The organism is Massilia sp. MS-15 (genome assembly GCF_020176695.1).
Lineage (GTDB): Bacteria > Pseudomonadota > Gammaproteobacteria > Burkholderiales > Burkholderiaceae_D > Telluria > Telluria hydrophila.
Map to the genome: position 1 here is coordinate 272817 of NZ_JAIWIA010000007.1, position 17481 is coordinate 290297.

Sequence of the window (17481 nt, forward strand, 5' to 3'; positions counted from 1 at the left end):
GGGATCACAGGATTTTGCCGGGATTCATAATGCCGAGCGGGTCCAGCGCAGCCTTGATGGCACGCATCATGTCGAGTTCGACGGCGCTCTTGTAGCGCACCAGTTCGCCACGCTTGAGCGCGCCGATGCCGTGCTCGGCCGAGATCGATCCGCCGAAGGCGGCCACGCCGTCGTACACGATGCGGTTCACGCCCGGTTCCTGCGCCAGGAAGGCCGCGTGCGCGACGCCGGGTGGCGGCGCGACGTTGTAGTGCAGGTTGCCATCGCCCAGGTGGCCGAAGCAGACCACCTGGCAGCCCGGATGCGCCGCTGCCAGGGCGGCCCCGGTGCGCGCGATGAATTCCGGGATGGCGGACACCGGCAGCGAGATGTCGTGCTTGATGTTCTTGCCGGCCGCGGCCTGGGCCAGCGGGATGTGTTCGCGCAGCTGCCACAGGCCGCGCGACTGGCCGAGCGAGCTTGCGACGACCGCGTCGCAGGCGACGCCCGCGTCCAGCGCGGCGCCGAGCGCACCCTCGAGCAGGCCGGCCGCGTGCGCATCCGATTCCTCGCTCGACAGTTCGACCAGGGCCGTGTACGGAGGCGGCGCGGCGAAGGGCCGCGGCAGGGCCGGGAACTGGCTGGCGACCAGGTCGAGGCAGAAGGCCGACATCAGTTCGTAGCCGGTCAGCGTGGCGCCGCAGCGCGCCTGCAGCAGGGACAGCAGGTCCAGCGCGTCTTGCGGCGTGTGCAGCGCCACCAGGGCGCTGCGGGCCGCCTTCGGTTGCGGATGGAGTTTCAGCACGGCGGCCGTGATGACGCCCAGCGTGCCTTCGGCGCCGATGAACAGGTCGCGCAGCGCATAGCCGGTATTGTCCTTGCGCAGGCCGCGCAGGCCGTCCCACACCTGGCCCTGTGCCGTGACCACTTCGAGGCCCAGGCACAGTTCGCGCATGTTCCCGTAGCGCAGCACGGCGGTGCCGCCCGCGTTGCTGGACAGGTTGCCGCCGATGGTGCAGCTGCCTTCGCTGGCCAGCGACAACGGGAACAGCATGCCGGCTTGCTGCGCGGCGGCCTGCGCATCGGCCAGGATGCAGCCTGCCTCCACCGTCATGCTGCCGTTGGCGGCATCGACCTGGCGGATCCGGTTCAGGCGCCGCAGCGAGAGCACGATGGCGCTGCCGCTGGCATCGGGCACGCTGCCCAGCACCAGCCCGGTGCGTCCGCCCTGCGGCACGATGGGCACCCGTTCGGCGGCGCAGGCCTGGACCACGGCGGCCACCTGCGCGGTGTCGGCCGGCAGCACCACGGCGCGCGCGCGGCCGGTGAAGCGGCCGCGCCAGTCTTCCAGGAAAGGCGCCATCGCGGCGGCATCGGCCAGGACATGGGGCGCGCCGACGACCGCGCCGAGGCGCGCCAGCAGCGCCTCAGTCATGGGGCACTTTGACCTTGTCGAGCAGTTCCTTGGCCAGGCGCTTGGCTTCCTTCTTGTACGGATGCAGGAACAGCAGGGCGCAGGCGTAGTACACCACCACCAGCACGATCTCGCCGATCGCCATGGCGCGCGAGGCCGGCACGGTGTCGGCCCAGGCACGCACCACGCCTTCAGCGAAATACACGAGGATCACCATCGACGACCACTGCAGGGTGTACAGGTCGCGCTTGATGACGCCGCGCAGGGGCAGGAGCAGGGGCAGGGCTTTCAGGGCCAGCAGCGAGCCGCCCGGGTGCAGGGGCGCGACCAGTACTTCCCAGGCCACCAGCCAGCCGATGAGCCAGATCAGGCTCGCGATCGCTCCGGCATGAAAGACTTTTGCGGTATCCATCAGTGCATTCCGTGCAGTTTGAGGGCGGCCGTGGCCAGGCGCTTGCCGAGCGCGATCGTCAGCACGCGCTCGTCCTCGCTCAACGGTCGCTTGCCATCGGCGCCGGCCCAGTGCGAAGCGCCGTACGGGCTGCCGCCGCTGGCCGTGTTCATCAGTTCGGGGTGGGTATAGGGCAGGCCCATGACCAGCATGCCGTGGTGCAGCAAAGGCAGCATCATCGACAGCAGGGTCGACTCCTGGCCGCCGTGCAGGCTACCGGTGGAAGTAAACACCACCGCCGGCTTGCCCGACAGCGTGCCGTTGACCCAGTCGGCGGCGGTGCCGTCGAGGAAGTACTTGACGGCGGCCGCCATGTTGCCGAAACGGGTCGGGGAGCCGAGCGCCAGGCCGGCGCACTCGCGCAGGTCCTCCAGCTCGACATAGGGCGCGCCTTCGGTGGGAATGTCGGGCGCGGTGGCTTCGGCCACGGTGGAGACGGCGGGCACCGTGCGCAGGCGCGCCTCGATCCCCGGCACGCTCTCGATGCCCTGGGCGACCAGTTCAGCCAGCTTGCGGGTGGCGCCGTGGCGCGAGTAGTACAGCACGAGAATGATCAGGTTGGGAGTCTGGGTCGGCTTCATCGTTGGTATTATAGGTCGCTTTGCTCAATTGACATGCCCTTTGCGGGACGAATCGAATAGCCGGATGCTTTCCAGAACCCTCCACTCCCTGTCGGGCCGCAGCGGCACCGGCGAAGCCGCGGCGGCGCGCGGCCTGACGCCGGCCGGGCTGCGCGACCTGCTGCGCTTCGCCCGGCGCCGCCTGCGCGAGGAAAGCCTGCCCCAGGTGGCGGGCAGCCTCACCTTCGCCACCACTCTGGCCCTGGTGCCGCTGCTGACCATCGTGCTGGCGATCCTGACCACATTCCCCGTGTTCGACCAGCTGCGCGCGGCGCTCGACACCTGGTTCGTGCAGACCCTGATGCCGAAGGCGATCGCCAATACCATCAGCGCCAACCTGACCCAGTTCGCCAGCAAGGCCAAGGGCCTGTCGCTGCTGGGCGCGGCCGCGCTCCTGGTGACCACTACCGCGATGCTGGGCACGATCGAGCGCGCCTTCAACCAGATCTGGGGCGTGCGCCGTCCGCGTCCGTGGTCGCAGCGGCTGCTGGTGTACTGGGCCCTGATCACGCTCGGGCCGATCCTGGTCGGCCTCTCGCTGAGCGCGACGTCCCAGCTGTTTACGGCCACCGGCGGGCTGGCGCGCTCGCTGCCGCTGCTCGGTTCCCTGTTCTACACCCTGGTGTCGGTGGCCCTGAGCACCGGCGCCTACACGCTGCTCTACATGGCGGTGCCGAACCGGCGCGTGCACTGGCGCGACGCCTTGTGGGGCGGGCTGGCCGCGGCCTGCGCGTTCGAGCTGGCCAAGCGCCTGTTCGCGCTGTTCATCGCCCAGTTCCCGAGCTATACGCTGATCTACGGCGCGCTGGCCGCGCTGCCCCTGTTCCTGGTCTGGATGTACCTGTCCTGGCTGATCACCCTGGTGGGCGCGGTGCTGGCGGCGGCGCTGCCGGTGGTGAAGTACGAGCGCTGGAAGCACCGGCCCACCCCGGGCGGCATGTTCGTCGATGCGATGGCCGTGCTGAAGGTGCTGTACGACAGCGCCGTGACCAGCGGCAGCGCGCTGGTACCGGGCGCCGCGATCCGCGACCATACCCGGATCGGCTACGACGAGATGGGCATGCTGCTGGAGAAGATGGTCGCCGCCGGCTGGGTGGGACGGGTGCAGGACGAGGCGCCGCAGCGCGGGCGCTGGCAGCTTTGTGCGCAGGCCGGGGCCGGAGCTGGCGCTGCCGCCGACGGCTGGGTACTGCTGGCCGATCCGGCGCGCCTGCGCCTGGCGGACGTGTACCGCCTGTTCGTGTTCGACGCGGCCGGCGCGGATGGCGGCGCCGGCCAGCCGGTGCCGCGCGACGCGCTGGCGCTCGACACGGCGGCGCTGGCGCGGCGCGTCGAAGCGGCGGTGGAGCAGGGCCTGGACCAGAGCCTGGCCGGGCATTTCGGCGCCCACCCGGGCGCCCCCGGCGCGCCGGGTATTACCAGCTGAGCTTTCCGCTCAGCATCTGCCAGTACATGACCCAGTCGGCGCGAAACGACAGCCAGGGCCGGGAAAACGAGGCCGGCCGGTTGTGTTCGTAGAAGAAGTGGCCGACCCAGGCGCCGCCATAGCCGGCGATGGGGGCGGCCAGCAGCCACCAGCCGTTGCGGGTGGCCAGCGCCAGCACGATCGCGGCGATCGCCGCCGTGGTACCGATGAAATGGGCGCGCCGGCAGCGCCGGTCGGCGTGCTGGCTCAGGTAGTAGGGATAGAACTCCGCGAAGCTGGCGTGGCGTGCACTCATGGGATTTCCTGGAAGGGCAGCTTGGCGGCGAAGGCGGCCAGGCCTTCGCGCACCGCGTCGGACGCCTCCGCCATCATCTGGTGGCCGGCGTCGACGCCGAGGATGGTGCCATGCTTCACCGCGCCGGTCAGCAGGGCGGTGGAACGGGGCGGCGTCATCACGTCCTTCTTGCCGAGCACGAACAGCACCGGGCAGTCCAGCGCCGCCGCGGCGGCCTCGCCGCCGGCGTAGCGGTTGCAGGCCGCGAAATCGGTATGGAACAGCTGGTGCGGATTGCGCGCCGACATGCGCTGCATCAGGCGGCGCGCCCCGCCCATCACCGAGAACCCGGGGCCGGGGAAGGACGGCTTGTGCGCGATCGACGAATGCGACCAGATGTTGACCATGTCGATCGCCGCCCCTTCGTCGCTGCGCGCAGTCTCGAGCAGGGTGTCGGACACCTTCATCGGGTAGGTGGTGCCGAGCAGCGCCAGGCCCGCGGCCATCCTAGGCGCGCGCGCCGCCGCTTCCAGCGCCACCAGCGAGCCCATGCTGTGTCCGGCCAGCAGCGCGCGCCGCACGCCGGCCGCGGCCAGCAGGGCCAGGATCCAGTCCGCCATCGCTTCCACGCTGGCCAGGGCCGGGCCGGCGCTGCGGCCGTGGCCGGGCAGGTCGGGCGCCAGCACGGCGTAGCCGTGGTGGGCCAGGTAGCGGCTCTGCAGGGCCCACACCGAGTGGTCGTTCTGGGCGCCATGGATCAGCACGATGGCTGGCAGCGCCCGGTCGAAGGCCTTGCCGCCGGTATACGCATAGGCCGGGAGGCCGTGGATCTCGTACTGCATCTCAGGCTCCCTTCTGCGACAGTTTCAGGGCCCGCTTCAAGTCCTCGATCAGGTCGTCCGGGTCTTCCAGGCCGACCGACAGGCGCATCGTCCCTTCGCCGATGCCGCTGGCCGCCAGCTGGTCCGCGGGCACCCGGAAGTGGGTGGTCGACGCCGGATGGATCACGAGCGACTTGGCGTCGCCCACGTTGGCCAGGTGCGAGAACAGCTGCAGGCTGTCGGCGAAGCGGCGGCCGGCCGCGCGGTCGCCCTTGAGGGTGAAGGTGAACACGGCACCGCAGCCCCTGGGCAGCAGGCGCCGGGCCAGCGCGTGGTCCGGGTGCGACGGCAGTTCCGGATAGGACACCGCGCTCACCGCCGGGTGCGCGGCCAGGAACGCGACCACGCGCCGGGTATTGGCGACGTGGCGTTCCATGCGCAGGCCGAGGGTCTCGATGCCCTGCAGGATGGCGAAGGCGTTGTGCGGGCTCATGGCCGCGCCGAAGTCGCGCAGGCCTTCGCGCCGGGCGCGCAGGGCGAAGGCGCCGACGGTGGATTCCTCGGCGAACACCATGCCGTGGAAGCCGTCATAGGGTTCGCACAGCTCCGGGAAGCGGCCGCTGCGCGCATGGGCCGCATCCCAGTCGAAGCTGCCGCCGTCGACCAGCAGGCCGCCGACCGCGGTGCCGTGCCCGCACAGGAACTTGGTGGCCGAATGGAACAGCAGGTCGGCGCCCAGGTCGAAGGGGCGCTGCAGCCAGGGCGTGGTGAAGGTGGCGTCCACCATCAGCGGCAGGTCGTGCTCGTGCGCCAGCGCCGAGATGGCCGGAATGTCCAGCACGTCCAGGCCCGGGTTGCCCAGGCTTTCGCCGAACAGCAGCCGGGTGGTGGGCCGGATCGCGGCGCGCCAGGCATCGAGGTCGCGCGGGTCGACGAACGTGGTCTCGATGCCGAAGCGGCGCATCGTGTAGTGCAGCAGGTTGTGGGCGCCGCCGTACAGGGCGCGCGAGGCCACCACGTGGCTGCCGGCCCCGGCGATGGTGGCCAGGCCCAGGTGCATCGCGGCCTGGCCGCTGGCGGTGGCGATCGCGGCCACGCCGCCCTCGAGCGCGGCGATGCGTTCCTCCAGCACCGCATTGGTCGGGTTCGAGATGCGCGAATAGACGTGGCCCGCGCTCTCCATGTTGAACAGCGCCGCCGCATGGTCCGAGTCGCGGAACGCGAACGCGGAGGTGAAATGGATCGGCGTGGCGCGCGCGCCGGTGGCCGGGTCGGGCGTGCTGCCCGCGTGCAGGGCCAGGGTGTCGAAGCCGGGGTACTGGGGACCGCTCATCTTGGTGACTCATCCGTGAAGCGCGCCGCGCGGCGCGATGGCCCGCATCGTAGCACCAAATTATATTTGCGCAACATGCGCCGGCGGGGGCGGCCGTGCGAGGCTGGATTTTTTGGCGGGCATCGGCTACAGTCAGCCTTATGAATCAAGCAAATATTGCAGCAATCACCAACCAACCGGACGGGGTGGCCACCATGAAAGTCTCCGAGATCCTGCAGGTGAAAGGCGAAATCCTCTATACCGTCACGCCCGACATGCCGCTGGTGCAGGCGGCCGCGACGATGGCGGAAAAGGACATCGGCTCGCTGGTCGTCATGGAATACGGCGACCTGGTCGGGATGCTGACCTTCCGCGAAGTGATCAAGGAACTGCATGCCGGTGGCGGCGCGCTCGGCAGCGGCACCGTGCGCAAGGTGATGGACGACAGCCCGATCACCGTCACCCCGGACACCGAAGTCAACGAGGTACGCCGCATCATGCTGGAAAAGCACGCGCGCTACCTGCCCGTGATGAACGCCCGCACCCTGCTGGGCGTGATTTCCTTCTACGACGTGGCCAAGGCGGTGCTGGAAGCGCAAAGCTTCGAGAACCGCATGCTGAAGGCGTATATCCGCGACTGGCCGGCGGAGCAGGCGGCGGAAGACTGAGTTGTTGGCGCCGGACTACCCGGCGTCCATAGCGTCGATCGGGGCTGGCGCGGCTGTTCGGCTGCTGGCGATCACCGCGTGGGCGGAGGATCCGCCCACCCTACGCGGCTTCGATCAGCTTGCGCTTGCCGAGCCAGGCCTGCAGGTCTTCCGGCGACATCGGGCGCGCGTACAGGAAGCCCTGTGCCAGCGGGCAGCCCAGCGAGCGCAGGATGTGGGCCTGGCGCTCGTCCTCGACCCCTTCCGCGATCACCGACAGGCCCAGGTTGCGGCCCAGCTGGATCACCATTTCCGCGATGCTGCTGCCACGCGCCGAGCCGGTGATCTCGGTGACGAAGGTGCGGTCGATCTTGAGCCGGTCCACCTGCAGGCGCTGCAGGTGCGAGAGCGACGAGAAGCCGGTGCCGAAGTCGTCGATCGCGATCGACACCCCGGTGCGCTTGACCTGGGCCAGTTTCTCGACCAGCAGGGCCGGCTCCTCCATCGCCATCGATTCCGTGATTTCCAGCTCCACGTACTCCGGCGGCGCGCCGGTCTGGACCAGCGCGCGGCGCAGCATCTCGACGAACTGCGGATGGCGGAACTGGACTTGGGATACGTTGACCGACATCGTGAGCGTCCGGTATCCGGCCGCGCGCAGACGCACCAGCTCGGCCAGGGCCTGGCGCAGTACCCATTCGCCGATGTCGACGATCAGGCCCGAGTACTCGGCGATCGGGATGAAGCGGTCCGGCCCGATCAGGCGGCCATCCTCGGTGCGCCAGCGCAGCAGCGCCTCGGCGCCGAAGGCGCGGTCGGTGGCCAGGTCGACCTGGGGTTGGTAGGCCAGGAACAGCTCGCCACGCTGGAAGCCGCTGCGCAGCGCGTGCATCATGCTCACCCGCTCGCGGATCTCGACGCCCATGCTGCGCGAAAAATAGAAATGGCCGGCGCGCCGCTGCGACTTGGCGCGCTTGAGCGCGATGTCGGCATCCTTCAGGGCGTCGGCGCCGGTGCCGTCGTGTTCGCCGAGCCGCACCAGGCCCAGCGTGCAGGCCACCTGCACATCCTGGCCGTCGATGTGGAAGGGCACCCGGAACAGGGTCTGGATCGCGGCCGGCTGCACGGTGGCGGCATCGCCCAGCACGCAGAACACGTCGCCGCCGATGCGCGCCAGCTCCAGCCTGCCCGGGCCACCATCCTGCAGGCGCGATTTCAGGCGCCGGCCGACGGCGGCCAGCAGCAGGTCGCCGAAATGGTGGCCGAGGGCGTCGTTGGTTTCCGCGAAGTGGTCGAGATCGACCAGCGCCAGAATGGCCGTGGCGCGCCGCGGTCCGGCCAGCACGGCGTCGATCAGCTCGACCATGCGGGTACGGTTGGGCAGGCCGGTGAGTCCGTCGCGGAAGGCCGCGTGGTTCAGGTGGGTCACCAGTTCCACGTTGTCGAGCCCGACGGCCACCATGCTGGCGAACACCTCGAGCAGGCGCCGCTCCAGCTCGCTCGGCTGGCGGCCGAAGGGGATGCAGGCGCCGAAGTCGCGTCCGGCCTTGCCCGGGAAGTGCAGCGCCAGCCAGCCCTCGGCCGCAGCCCCGCTCTCCCCGCGCAGGGCACGCGCAGCCGCCGCCGCCAGGGCGGGATGGCGCTGCGGGTCCAGTTCGGCGCCGGCCAGGCTCGCCTCGGCGCCGGCCGCGGCGACCACCCGCAGCAATTCCGGGCGGGCAGCGCCGGCCTCGCGCACGCACAGCACGCCGCCCGCTTCCTGGCCGAGCAGGGTGGCAGCCTGGCGCAGCACGCCCTGGGCCACGTCGCCCACGCCGTGCAGGGTCATCAGCTGGGTGCCAGCCGACAGGATGTGTTCCAGGCCGGCGCGGCTGGCGTCCAGCGCGCGCAGCTGCTGGTAGGAACGCACCGCGGCCGCGATCGCCGTGTACAGCTTGGTGCGCGTGAGTTCGGACTTGGTGCGGTAGTCGTTGATGTCATAGCCGCGGATCGCCTCGAGTTCCGGCGCGTAGCCCGGCTGGCCGGTGCGCAGGATGATGCGGACGTCGATCATGCCAAGCTCCTCGCGGATCTGGCGCACCAGCTGCAGGCCGGCGTCGGGGCGCTCCATCACCACGTCGAGCAGGACCACGGCGATGTCGGGATCGCGCGCGAGCAGGGCGTAGGCTTCGGCGGCCGAATGCGCATGCAGGAATTCCAGCGGGCGGCCCTGCATCTCGACGTTCTGGAGGGCGAAGGTGGTACTGGTGTGGACGTCGGCGTCGTCGTCGACGATCAGGATACGCCAGCTGGCCCGCGCTGCGCAGGGCGCGGAGGATGGGGGCGCCACGGCCTCGTCGGCGAAGACCAGGTCGTCCTGGTCACTCGGGTCGCCCGGGGGCGTCATCGGGGCAGGCATGCGCTACTTCTCCAGTATTGCTTTGGCATTGGTGCTCCCAGTATATATTGATTTGTCGAGCCAACGGCTTCGAATCGACGACTGCCGGCAGAAATGTATCTTTGCGGCAACTATGTCAACGGCGGCGGACGCAGGCCCCCGCCCTCGGCGGTGGCGCAGGACTGGTAGAATTCCAGGTCCCACATTTCGACGATTGGCCCATCATGTCCGGCAATTCCTTCGGCAAGCTGTTCACCGTTACCACCTTTGGCGAGTCGCACGGGCCGGCGATCGGTTGCGTCATCGACGGCTGCCCGCCCGGCATGGCGCTGTCCGAAGCCGACATCCAGCCCGAGCTCGACCGCCGCAAGCCGGGCACCTCGCGCCACGTGACCCAGCGCCAGGAAGCGGACCGGGTGCAGATCCTGTCCGGCGTCTACCAGGGCGTGACCACCGGCACCCCGATCGCGCTCCTGATCCACAACGAGGACCAGCGCAGCAAGGACTACGGCAACATCACCGAGACCTTCCGTCCCGGCCATGCCGACTACACCTACTGGCAAAAGTACGGCGTGCGCGATCCACGCGGCGGCGGGCGTTCTTCGGCGCGCCTGACGGCGCCGGTGGTCGGCGCTGGCGCGGTGGCCAGGAAGTGGCTGCGCGAGCACCACGGCGTCGAGCTGTTCGGCTGCATGCGCCAGCTGGGCGACATCGAGGTGCCGTTCGAGTCCTTCGAGCACGTGCATGCGAATCCGTTCTTCGCGGCCAGTGCCGACGCGGCCCTGCTGGCGCGCATGGAGGCCGAGATGGACGCGCTGCGCCGTGCGGGCGACTCGATCGGCGCGCGCATCGACGTGGTGGCGCGCGGCGTGCCGGTCGGCTGGGGCCAGCCGATCTACGACAAGCTCGACGCCGACATCGCCTACGCGATGATGGGGATCAATGCGGTGAAGGGGGTGGAAATCGGCGCCGGCTTCGCCGCGGTGGCGCAGAAGGGCACGGAACACGGCGACGAACTGACCCCGGAGGGCTTCGTCGGCAACAACGCGGGCGGGGTGCTGGGCGGGATTTCGACCGGCCAGGACATCACGGTCTCGATCGCGATCAAGCCGACCTCGTCGATCCGCACGCCGCGCCGCTCGATCGACAAGGATGGCAAGCCGCTACTGGTCGAGACCCATGGCCGGCACGACCCCTGCGTGGGAATCCGCGCCACCCCGATCGCCGAGGCGATGCTGGCGCTGGTGCTGGTCGACCATGCGCTGATGCAGCGCGCGCAGTGCGGCGACGTGCGGGTGCAGACGCCGCGCCTGCGCTGAGGGGGACGTTCAGGTCCGGGCCGTGGCCGGTGCCGCGGCCTCCGCCTGGTGGCGCCGCTCGACGCTGCGCACCACCAGTCCGCGCAGGTCGTTGAGCAGCGAGAACTCGGTCTGGCTCAGCACCACCGAAGGGAAGCTGTCGTCCCACTCGCCATAGATGAAGCCGACCGGCTGGCCGTGCGCGCACAGGGGGATCACGACGAAGCACAGGGCCTCGCTCAGGGTGCCTTTCCACCAGCCGGGCAGCTTGGCGGCGAAGCGGGTGTCGCGCGCATTCTCGATGAAGATCACGCGGTCGCTGCCGAGCGCCGCGTGGAATACGTTGGGCTCGTAGACATCGTCGAACACCAGGCGCGGCAGCATGGCCTTGCAGCCTTCGCCCAGGCCCAGGCGCGCCGTGTAGCAGCCTTCGCGCCGGTTGCGCAGGAAGGCGAAGGAGCGGCTGAAGCTCAGGCCCTTGTGCATGGTTTCCAGGGCCATCGACATCATCTGGCCGGGCGTGGCCTCGGCGCCGGCGTCGCGCATGTCGGACACCCCGCTCATCAGGACCCGGTTGCCGGCGATGCGCTTGCGGGTGGCGGCCGCCAGTTTGGCGCGTTTCTCGGCCGGTCTGGCCAGCGGGGCGATGCTGAGGTCGGTGGCGGCGCTGTCGCGCGCCCGGTCCATCGCGCCGATCAGGCCGCTCGCTTCGACGCCCAGCATCGGGGCATAGCTCTCGGCCAGGGCGCTGACGCGCTCGGCGGCGGCCTCGTCGTCGTGCCACAGGGCGTCGGCGGCCTGGGTCGACATGGTGCCCAGCGCGGCCAGCCAGTCGTCGTGGCCAAAGCCTTCGGCGCGTTCGGCCGGATCGAGCCGGCGCATGCCGGCGATCAGGTTGCGCGGCAGGCCCCAGTGCTCGGCGGTGGCGCGGCCGACCGCTTCCAGCGACAGGCCCAGCACGGCCTCGGCCGCGCCTTCCTCGCCGCCGGCGCCGCCGGCCTGGCGCAGCTGGCTCCAGCGCTCCGGCATGTAGAAGGTGACCATCATGCGTCCCAGCGAATGCAGGATCGAGCACACTACCGCTTCTTCGGTGTCGCGCGAGGCGGCGCTGGCGGCGATCTGCTGCGCCACCATCCCGGCCAGCACCGCCTTTTCCATCTCGATGTGGGCGCTCTCGGTGTCGGGCGTGGACTTCGACAGTTCCTCGATCAGCTTCAGGCCCAGGGCCAGGTGGCCGATGGCTTCCGTGCCCAGCACCAGCACCGCCTTCGAGACCGTGTTGATGCGCTGGCCGAAGGCCGAGTACATGCCGCTGTTGGCCAGGCGCAGTACCTTCTGGGTCAGGACCGGGTCCGACAGCACCGTCTGGGTCATCGAGAATTCGCGCTCGTCCTCGCCGCGCATCGAGGCCAGGATCGCGCTGATCGCCTTGGTGAATCCCGGCATGTCGCCGCGCCGGCGGATGCGCTCCCAGAGCAGGGAGAGGGTGGCGTCGGCGCGCGCTGAGCGCTGGGGGGCGGGATGTGTGGTCATGGTTGGTGCGCGCGGTCCTCGTGCGGCAGGAATTCGGTGTACAGGTCTTCTTTCAGGGCCGCCAGCGCCACGTGCGCCGGCATCGGCTTGCCGGTCAGGAAGCCCTGCACGTAGTGGCAGCCCAGGTCGTCGAGCCAGGCCAGCTGGCCCTCGGTCTCGACCCCTTCGGCCACCACCGACAGATCGAGGTGCTTGGCCAGGTCGAGCACCGCGCTGCAGATCGCGGCGTCCTTCGCGGCCCCGGGCAGGTCCTTCACGAAAGCGCGGTCGACCTTCAGCACCGAGATCGGGAAGCGCTTCAGGTAGGCCAGGCTGGAGTAGCCGGTGCCGAAGTCGTCGATCGCGATGCGGGCGCCGCGCTCGGTCATCGCGCCCAGCACGGTTTCGGCATGCTGCGGGTCGACCATCAGGGTGCCCTCGGTGATCTCGAGCACCAGCTTGCTGCCAGGGACCCCGGACAGCGCCAGCGCATCGTCGAGCACCTCGAGGAAGCGGTCGTTCCTGAACTGGCGCGGGCTGATGTTGACCGAGATGTAGAGCTCGCGCCCGGCCACTTCCTCGAACTGGCGCAGCTGCATGCAGGCCGCCTTCAGGGCCCAGGCGCCCAGCAGGTTGATCAGGCCGTTGGTCTCGGCGATCGGGATGAAGCGCACCGGCGGGACCATGCCGAGGGTCGGGTGCTTCCAGCGCATCAGCGTCTCGAAGCCTTCGATGGTACGGTTCCTGGCGTCGACGATGGGCTGGAAGTAGAGCTGGAATTCGCCTTCGCGCACGCCGCTGAACATGGCTGCCTCGAGCGAGATGTCGTGGCCCGGCGCGGCGCCCTCGCGCACGCTGTAGACGACGGTACGCGCCTTGCCGGTTTCCTTGGCGCGCGACAGCGCGGTGTCTGCCAGCGTCAGCAGCCGCACTTCGTCGTCCGCGTGCTCGGGATAGCCCGCCACGCCGATCGAGCCGGCCAGGTAGATGGTGTGGCCGTCGACCTCGAAGGGCGCCTGCAGGGCCGCCATCAGGCGCCCGGTGACCAGCTTGATCTGGGCCGGCGTGGCCGAGCCGGGCAGCACGGCCACGAATTCGTCGCCGCCCACGCGCGCCAGGGTGTCGCTGTCGCGCAGCGTACGGCGCAGGCGCGCCCCGGCCATGCGCAGCACCGCGTCGCCGACGGCATGGCCGAGGCCGTCATTGACCCGCTTGAAGCCGTCCAGGCCGATGGCCGCCACCGAAAAGCCCTGGCCGGAGCGGCGCGCACTGGCGATCACCATGCGGATGCGGTCCGACAGCAGCACGCGGTTGGGCAGTTCGGTCAGCGGGTCGTGGGTCGCCAGGTGGCGCAGGCGTTCTTCGGTGGCGTGCTGGGCCGACATGTCGCGCCCGACGACCAGCAGCGGTGCGTCGTCGTTGGTGGCGATCGGCGCGATCCGCAGCTCGAACCAGATGTCGCGCTCGCCGCTGCGAAAGCGCGCCTCGGCCAGCGCCGGCGCCTCGCCGGCCGCGGCGCTGGCGAGGGCGGCGCGCAGGGCGGGCTGGTCGACGTCGTGCACCAGCGCCGCCAGCGAACGGGCGCCGGGTTCGACCCCTGTCAGATCCAGCGCACGGCTGCTGGCGGAGCGCACCTTGCCGTCCAGCGTGACCCGGAACGCGACGTCGCCGACCGCGTCGAGCAGGCTGTCGGGTAGGGTCGGTGCCTGGGTGCATGGCTCGAACCTGGCGGCGGTGGAACTGATGTGCATTCTGAGTCTTCTGCCTTCGTGGTGCCGGGATGCCGGGGCGGCGCATCAACCATGCAAGCTTACCAAACCAATCGTGAATCTAGCATCGAACGATTCCAAAAGGCATTAAAAATCACAAGCCCAGCCGCATTCGCTCCATGCGGCGGGCAGCGCAGCTTGCACCGGCAGCGCCTTTGGGTTAGCGTGTTGCTGCCTTTACAAGCAAGCGCGCCTTGGCATTGTCGCTGATTATTTCTAATTGGCAAATAAACCGGATTGTCATGACGGCGAGATTACATGCAGATGATGCTTTGGCGCAACATTTTACAGGAGCCTGCCTTCCATGAATCCTTTCGAGACCCATGCCGTCAGCAACCAGGCGGCGCCTTTCGCCGACATCAACCTGTTCCGTTGCGACCCGGCGCTGGGCGAGGCCCTGGTGCGCGAGGGCGGCGGCTGGGCCGAGGCCGGACTGGACGCGCTCGGCGAGAAGCTGGGCCAGGCCGGCGTGCTCGACCTGGCGCGGCTGGCCAACCTGCACGGCCCGCGCCTGGTGAGCTACGACCGTAGTGGCCGGCGGGTGGACGAGATCGAGTTCCACCCGGCCTGGCATGCGTTGATGGAACTGCTGATCGGGGCCGGCGCGCACGCCGCACCCTGGCGCGCGCCCGGCCCGGGCGCCCAGGTGGCGCGCGCCGCCCAGTACCTGCTGTTCGGGCAGGTGGAGAACGGCGTGCAGTGCCCGGTGACCATGACCTATGCCAGCGTGCCGGCGCTGCGCCGGGTGCCGGCGCTGGCCGAGGTGTGGCTGCCGAAGCTGCTGTCCGGCGAGTACGATCCGCGCTCGCTGCCGGTCACGCAGAAGCGCGGCGCGCTGGTTGGCATGGGCATGACCGAGAAGCAGGGCGGCAGCGACGTGCGCGCCAACAGTACCCGGGCCGAGCCACTCGGGGAGGGCGGCGGCGGCGCCTGGCGCCTCGTCGGCCACAAATGGTTCTTCTCGGTGCCCCAGGCCGATGCCCACCTGATCCTGGCCCAGACCGATGCCGAAGGCAGCGCTGGCCTGTCGTGCTTCTTCGTACCGCGTTTCCTGCCCGACGGCAGCCGCAATCCGATCCGGGTGCAGCGTCTGAAGGACAAGCTCGGCAACCGCTCGAACGCCTCGTCGGAAGTCGAGTTCCAGGGTGCGCTCGGCTGGCTGGTGGGCGCGCCCGGGCGCGGCATCCCGACCATCCTCGAGATGGGTGGCTACACCCGCCTCGACTGCGTGCTGGGCAGCGCCGGCATCATGCGCGCGGCCCTGTGCCACGCGCTGCACCACGCGCGCGGGCGCAGCGCCTTCGGGCGCCTGCTGTCGGAACAGCCGCTGATGCAGAACGTGCTGGCCGACCTCGCACTCGAGTCGGAGGCCGCCACCGCGTTCGCGCTGCGGCTGGCGCGCTGCTTCGACCAGGACGGCGATCCGGCTCAGGCCCTGCTCGGGCGTCTCCTGACCCCGGCCGGCAAGTACTGGATCTGCAAGCGCGGCCCGGCCTTCGGGGCCGAGGCGATGGAGGTCATGGGCGGCAACGGCTATGTGGAGGATGGCCCGCTGGCGCGCCTGTACCGCGAGTTCCCCGTCAATTCGATCTGGGAAGGCTCGGGCAATGTCATGTGCCTGGACGTGCTGCGCGTGCTCGGCAAGTCGCTGCCCGAGGCGCATGCGGCGCTGGCGGCCGAGCTGGCGCCGGCGGCCGCGCGCGACGCCCGCTTCGCCGCCTATGCGCAGCGCCTGCTGGACGAACTGCCGGCCCTGGCCCGCGACGAAGGCGGGGCGCGGGTCCTGGCCGAGCGCCTGGTGCTGGCGGTGCAGGCGGCGCTGCTGGTCTGCCACGCGCCCGCCCATGTGTCGGCCGCCTTTGTCGGTTCGCGCATCGCCCGCGCGCCGGGCGGCGCGTTCGGGCGCCTGGCCGCGAGCGGCGCGGACGCCGTCGATTGCGCGGCGATCCTGCGGCGCGCGCTGCCGCCCGCAACCGGCGACTAGCCGGCCGATTTGCAGAAAGACAGGACAAATACCGGCATGGCTGGGATAATGCCGGTCTTGTGCTTCACACCCCATCCAGTTCGATACCGACCATGAAACAAGATCCGCGCTTTCCCAACCTGTACATCCTGAACCACCCGCTCATCCAGCACAAGCTGTCGCACATGCGCGAGCACGACACCTCGACCCGCACCTTCCGCGAGCTGCTGCGCGAGATTACGCTCTTGATGGGGTACGAGATCACGCGCGACCTGCCGCTGACCACCCGCACCGTGCAGACCCCGCTGGTGACGGTCGAGGCCCCGGTCATCGCCGGCAAGAAGCTGGCGATCGTGCCAATCCTGCGCGCCGGTATCGGCATGAGCGACGGCCTGCTGGAACTGGTGCCTTCGGCGCGCGTCGGCCACATCGGCGTGTTCCGCGACCCGGACACCCATGAGCCGGTCGAATACCTGGTGCGCCTGCCCGACACGAACGAGCGCACCTTCATCCTGTGCGACCCGATGATCGCCACCGGCAATTCGGCGGTGCACGCGGTGGACGTGCTCAAGAAGCGTGGCGTGGCGAGCGAGCAGATCCTGTTCCTGGCCCTGGTGGCCGCGCCCGAGGGCATCGAGGTGTTCCAGAAGTCGCATCCGGACGTGAAGGTGTATGTCGCTTCGCTCGACTCGCACCTGAACGAGCACGCCTACATCGTCCCGGGCCTGGGCGACGCCGGCGACCGCATCTTCGGCACCAAGTAAGGCCACGGGAAGCCGCCAGCATGGAAGCCGCCGATCGGGAATTCTTCACGCGCCTGGCCACCGCCAGCGGTGCGTTTTCCGCCGGGCTGCCGGCCACGCTGGCGCGCCTGGCCGCGCTCGGCCAAGACCTCGATCCGCAGGCGCCGGCCAGAGCCGCGGCCGAACTGCAGGCCATGCTGCACACGATGGCCGGTTCGGCCGTCACCTTCGGTTACCGCGGCCTGGGCGCCGATGCGCGCGCACTGGAGCAGCGCCTGCGCGTGCTGACCGCTTTCGAGACCGTCGCCGCGCGCGACTGGGCAGCCTGGGTCGGCGAACTGAACGGGTTCGTGGAGGCAGCGCGGCGGGATCCGCGCAGCCTGGGCTGAGCCTTTGCCGCCAGCCCGGTCGGTCTCGCATCCTATGCCGGGTTGCAATCGTGCATTACTGAATCGTTTGATGCTTCGCAAATTTGCGGGCAGTCGTTAGCCTATATTTTCCCTATACCGAAACGAAAACAGGGCCATAAAAGTTGAATCGAGGAATTTTTATGGGGAATGTTGCGGATATCTGCTTTTTTTATTTTGCGAAGTGCGTGCCACACCGTTTTTATTCGGTATAATGCGGGATCGTTGGGTTGTAGGTAGTAGTGCAGTCTGTCTGTCATTCCTTTCTTGCTTCTTCAAACGATCTTAAACGGGCGCAAGCCCACTTAACTGAAATAGGAAATTGTAATGGCAACTGGCATCGTTAAATGGTTCAATGACTCGAAGGGCTTCGGCTTCATCACCCCTGATGAAGGCGGCGAAGATCTGTTCGCACACTTCTCGGCAATCCAGAGCAACGGCTTCAAATCGCTGCAAGAGAACCAGCGC

General features: G+C 69.3%; 16 protein-coding genes. 7 read left to right on the forward strand and 9 right to left on the reverse strand.

What is annotated here, in order from left to right:
* Window positions 1-4: 4 nt before the first annotated feature.
* From LCI23_RS04930 to wrbA, 3 genes are read right to left on the reverse strand one after another with little or no spacing between them, the layout of a single operon-like run.
* Window positions 5-1414 (reverse strand): FAD-binding oxidoreductase, encoded by a 1410-nt coding sequence (locus tag LCI23_RS04930; protein ID WP_224944897.1) that lies wholly within the window; start codon window positions 1412-1414, stop codon window positions 5-7.
* A complete protein-coding gene (locus tag LCI23_RS04935; protein WP_224944899.1) occupies window positions 1407-1805 on the reverse strand; it encodes a DUF2069 domain-containing protein in 399 nt (132 codons plus the stop codon). The genes LCI23_RS04930 and LCI23_RS04935 overlap by 8 nt, the downstream gene beginning before the upstream one ends.
* Window positions 1805-2425 carry an NAD(P)H:quinone oxidoreductase gene (wrbA, locus tag LCI23_RS04940; protein WP_224944900.1) on the reverse strand — a complete coding sequence of 207 codons (621 nt, stop codon included), beginning with the start codon at window positions 2423-2425 and terminating at the stop codon, window positions 1805-1807. Before wrbA ends, LCI23_RS04935 begins: the two co-directional genes overlap by 1 nt.
* Window positions 2426-2489: 64 nt before the next feature.
* Here wrbA and LCI23_RS04945 point away from each other — a divergent pair, with 64 nt between their 5' ends.
* Window positions 2490-3890: a YihY family inner membrane protein gene (locus LCI23_RS04945; RefSeq protein ID WP_224944901.1), complete on the forward strand. Its 1401-nt coding sequence runs from the start codon at window positions 2490-2492 to the stop codon at window positions 3888-3890.
* On the opposite strand, the gene LCI23_RS04950 is transcribed toward LCI23_RS04945, so the two are convergent.
* Genes LCI23_RS04950 through LCI23_RS04960 form a run of 3 tightly spaced genes read right to left on the reverse strand, consistent with a single transcriptional unit; the run spans window position 3880 to window position 6318 of the window.
* Window positions 3880-4185, reverse strand: coding sequence for a DUF962 domain-containing protein (locus tag LCI23_RS04950; protein WP_224944902.1), 306 nt, complete (start codon window positions 4183-4185; stop codon window positions 3880-3882). The genes LCI23_RS04945 and LCI23_RS04950 overlap by 11 nt on opposite strands.
* Window positions 4182-5006, reverse strand: a complete 825-nt coding sequence (locus LCI23_RS04955; RefSeq protein ID WP_224944903.1) for an alpha/beta fold hydrolase — start codon at window positions 5004-5006, stop codon at window positions 4182-4184. Before LCI23_RS04955 ends, LCI23_RS04950 begins: the two co-directional genes overlap by 4 nt.
* 1 nt (window position 5007) lies before the next feature.
* A complete protein-coding gene (locus LCI23_RS04960; RefSeq protein WP_224944904.1) occupies window positions 5008-6318 on the reverse strand; it encodes an O-acetylhomoserine aminocarboxypropyltransferase in 1311 nt (436 codons plus the stop codon).
* 194 nt (window positions 6319-6512) lie between these two features.
* Here LCI23_RS04960 and LCI23_RS04965 point away from each other — a divergent pair, with 194 nt between their 5' ends.
* Complete coding sequence (locus LCI23_RS04965) at window positions 6513-6965, forward strand: CBS domain-containing protein (RefSeq protein WP_224944912.1); 453 nt, start codon at window positions 6513-6515, stop codon at window positions 6963-6965.
* 100 nt (window positions 6966-7065) lie between these two features.
* Here the strand turns inward: LCI23_RS04965 and LCI23_RS04970 are convergent, their stop codons facing one another.
* Window positions 7066-9342: an EAL domain-containing protein gene (locus LCI23_RS04970; protein WP_224944914.1), complete on the reverse strand. Its 2277-nt coding sequence runs from the start codon at window positions 9340-9342 to the stop codon at window positions 7066-7068.
* Window positions 9343-9545: 203 nt separating this feature from the next.
* On the opposite strand from LCI23_RS04970, the gene aroC reads away from it, so the two are divergent.
* The gene (aroC, locus tag LCI23_RS04975) at window positions 9546-10640 is read left to right on the forward strand and encodes a chorismate synthase (protein ID WP_224944916.1); all 1095 of its coding nucleotides are present in this window, start codon (window positions 9546-9548) and stop codon (window positions 10638-10640) included.
* A 9-nt stretch (window positions 10641-10649) separates the two neighbouring features.
* Here aroC and LCI23_RS04980 read toward each other — a convergent pair whose 3' ends face one another.
* Together LCI23_RS04980 and LCI23_RS04985 are read right to left on the reverse strand one after the other, a co-directional pair.
* A complete protein-coding gene (locus LCI23_RS04980) occupies window positions 10650-12152 on the reverse strand; it encodes an HDOD domain-containing protein (RefSeq protein WP_224944918.1) in 1503 nt (500 codons plus the stop codon).
* A complete protein-coding gene (locus LCI23_RS04985) occupies window positions 12149-13882 on the reverse strand; it encodes a bifunctional diguanylate cyclase/phosphodiesterase (RefSeq protein ID WP_224944920.1) in 1734 nt (577 codons plus the stop codon). Before LCI23_RS04985 ends, LCI23_RS04980 begins: the two co-directional genes overlap by 4 nt.
* 322 nt (window positions 13883-14204) lie before the next feature.
* Between LCI23_RS04985 and LCI23_RS04990 the strand changes: the two genes are divergently transcribed.
* The 4 genes from LCI23_RS04990 to LCI23_RS05005 all read left to right on the forward strand — a co-directional run.
* Window positions 14205-15884 carry an isovaleryl-CoA dehydrogenase gene (locus LCI23_RS04990; protein WP_224944922.1) on the forward strand — a complete coding sequence of 560 codons (1680 nt, stop codon included), beginning with the start codon at window positions 14205-14207 and terminating at the stop codon, window positions 15882-15884.
* A 92-nt stretch (window positions 15885-15976) separates the two neighbouring features.
* Window positions 15977-16627 carry a uracil phosphoribosyltransferase gene (gene upp, locus LCI23_RS04995; protein ID WP_224944924.1) on the forward strand — a complete coding sequence of 217 codons (651 nt, stop codon included), beginning with the start codon at window positions 15977-15979 and terminating at the stop codon, window positions 16625-16627.
* Window positions 16628-16647: 20 nt separating this feature from the next.
* Window positions 16648-16995: an Hpt domain-containing protein gene (locus LCI23_RS05000; RefSeq protein ID WP_224944926.1), complete on the forward strand. Its 348-nt coding sequence runs from the start codon at window positions 16648-16650 to the stop codon at window positions 16993-16995.
* A 345-nt stretch (window positions 16996-17340) separates the two neighbouring features.
* A partial coding sequence (locus LCI23_RS05005) for a cold-shock protein (protein WP_224944971.1) occupies window positions 17341-17481 on the forward strand: 141 nt, incomplete at its 3' end.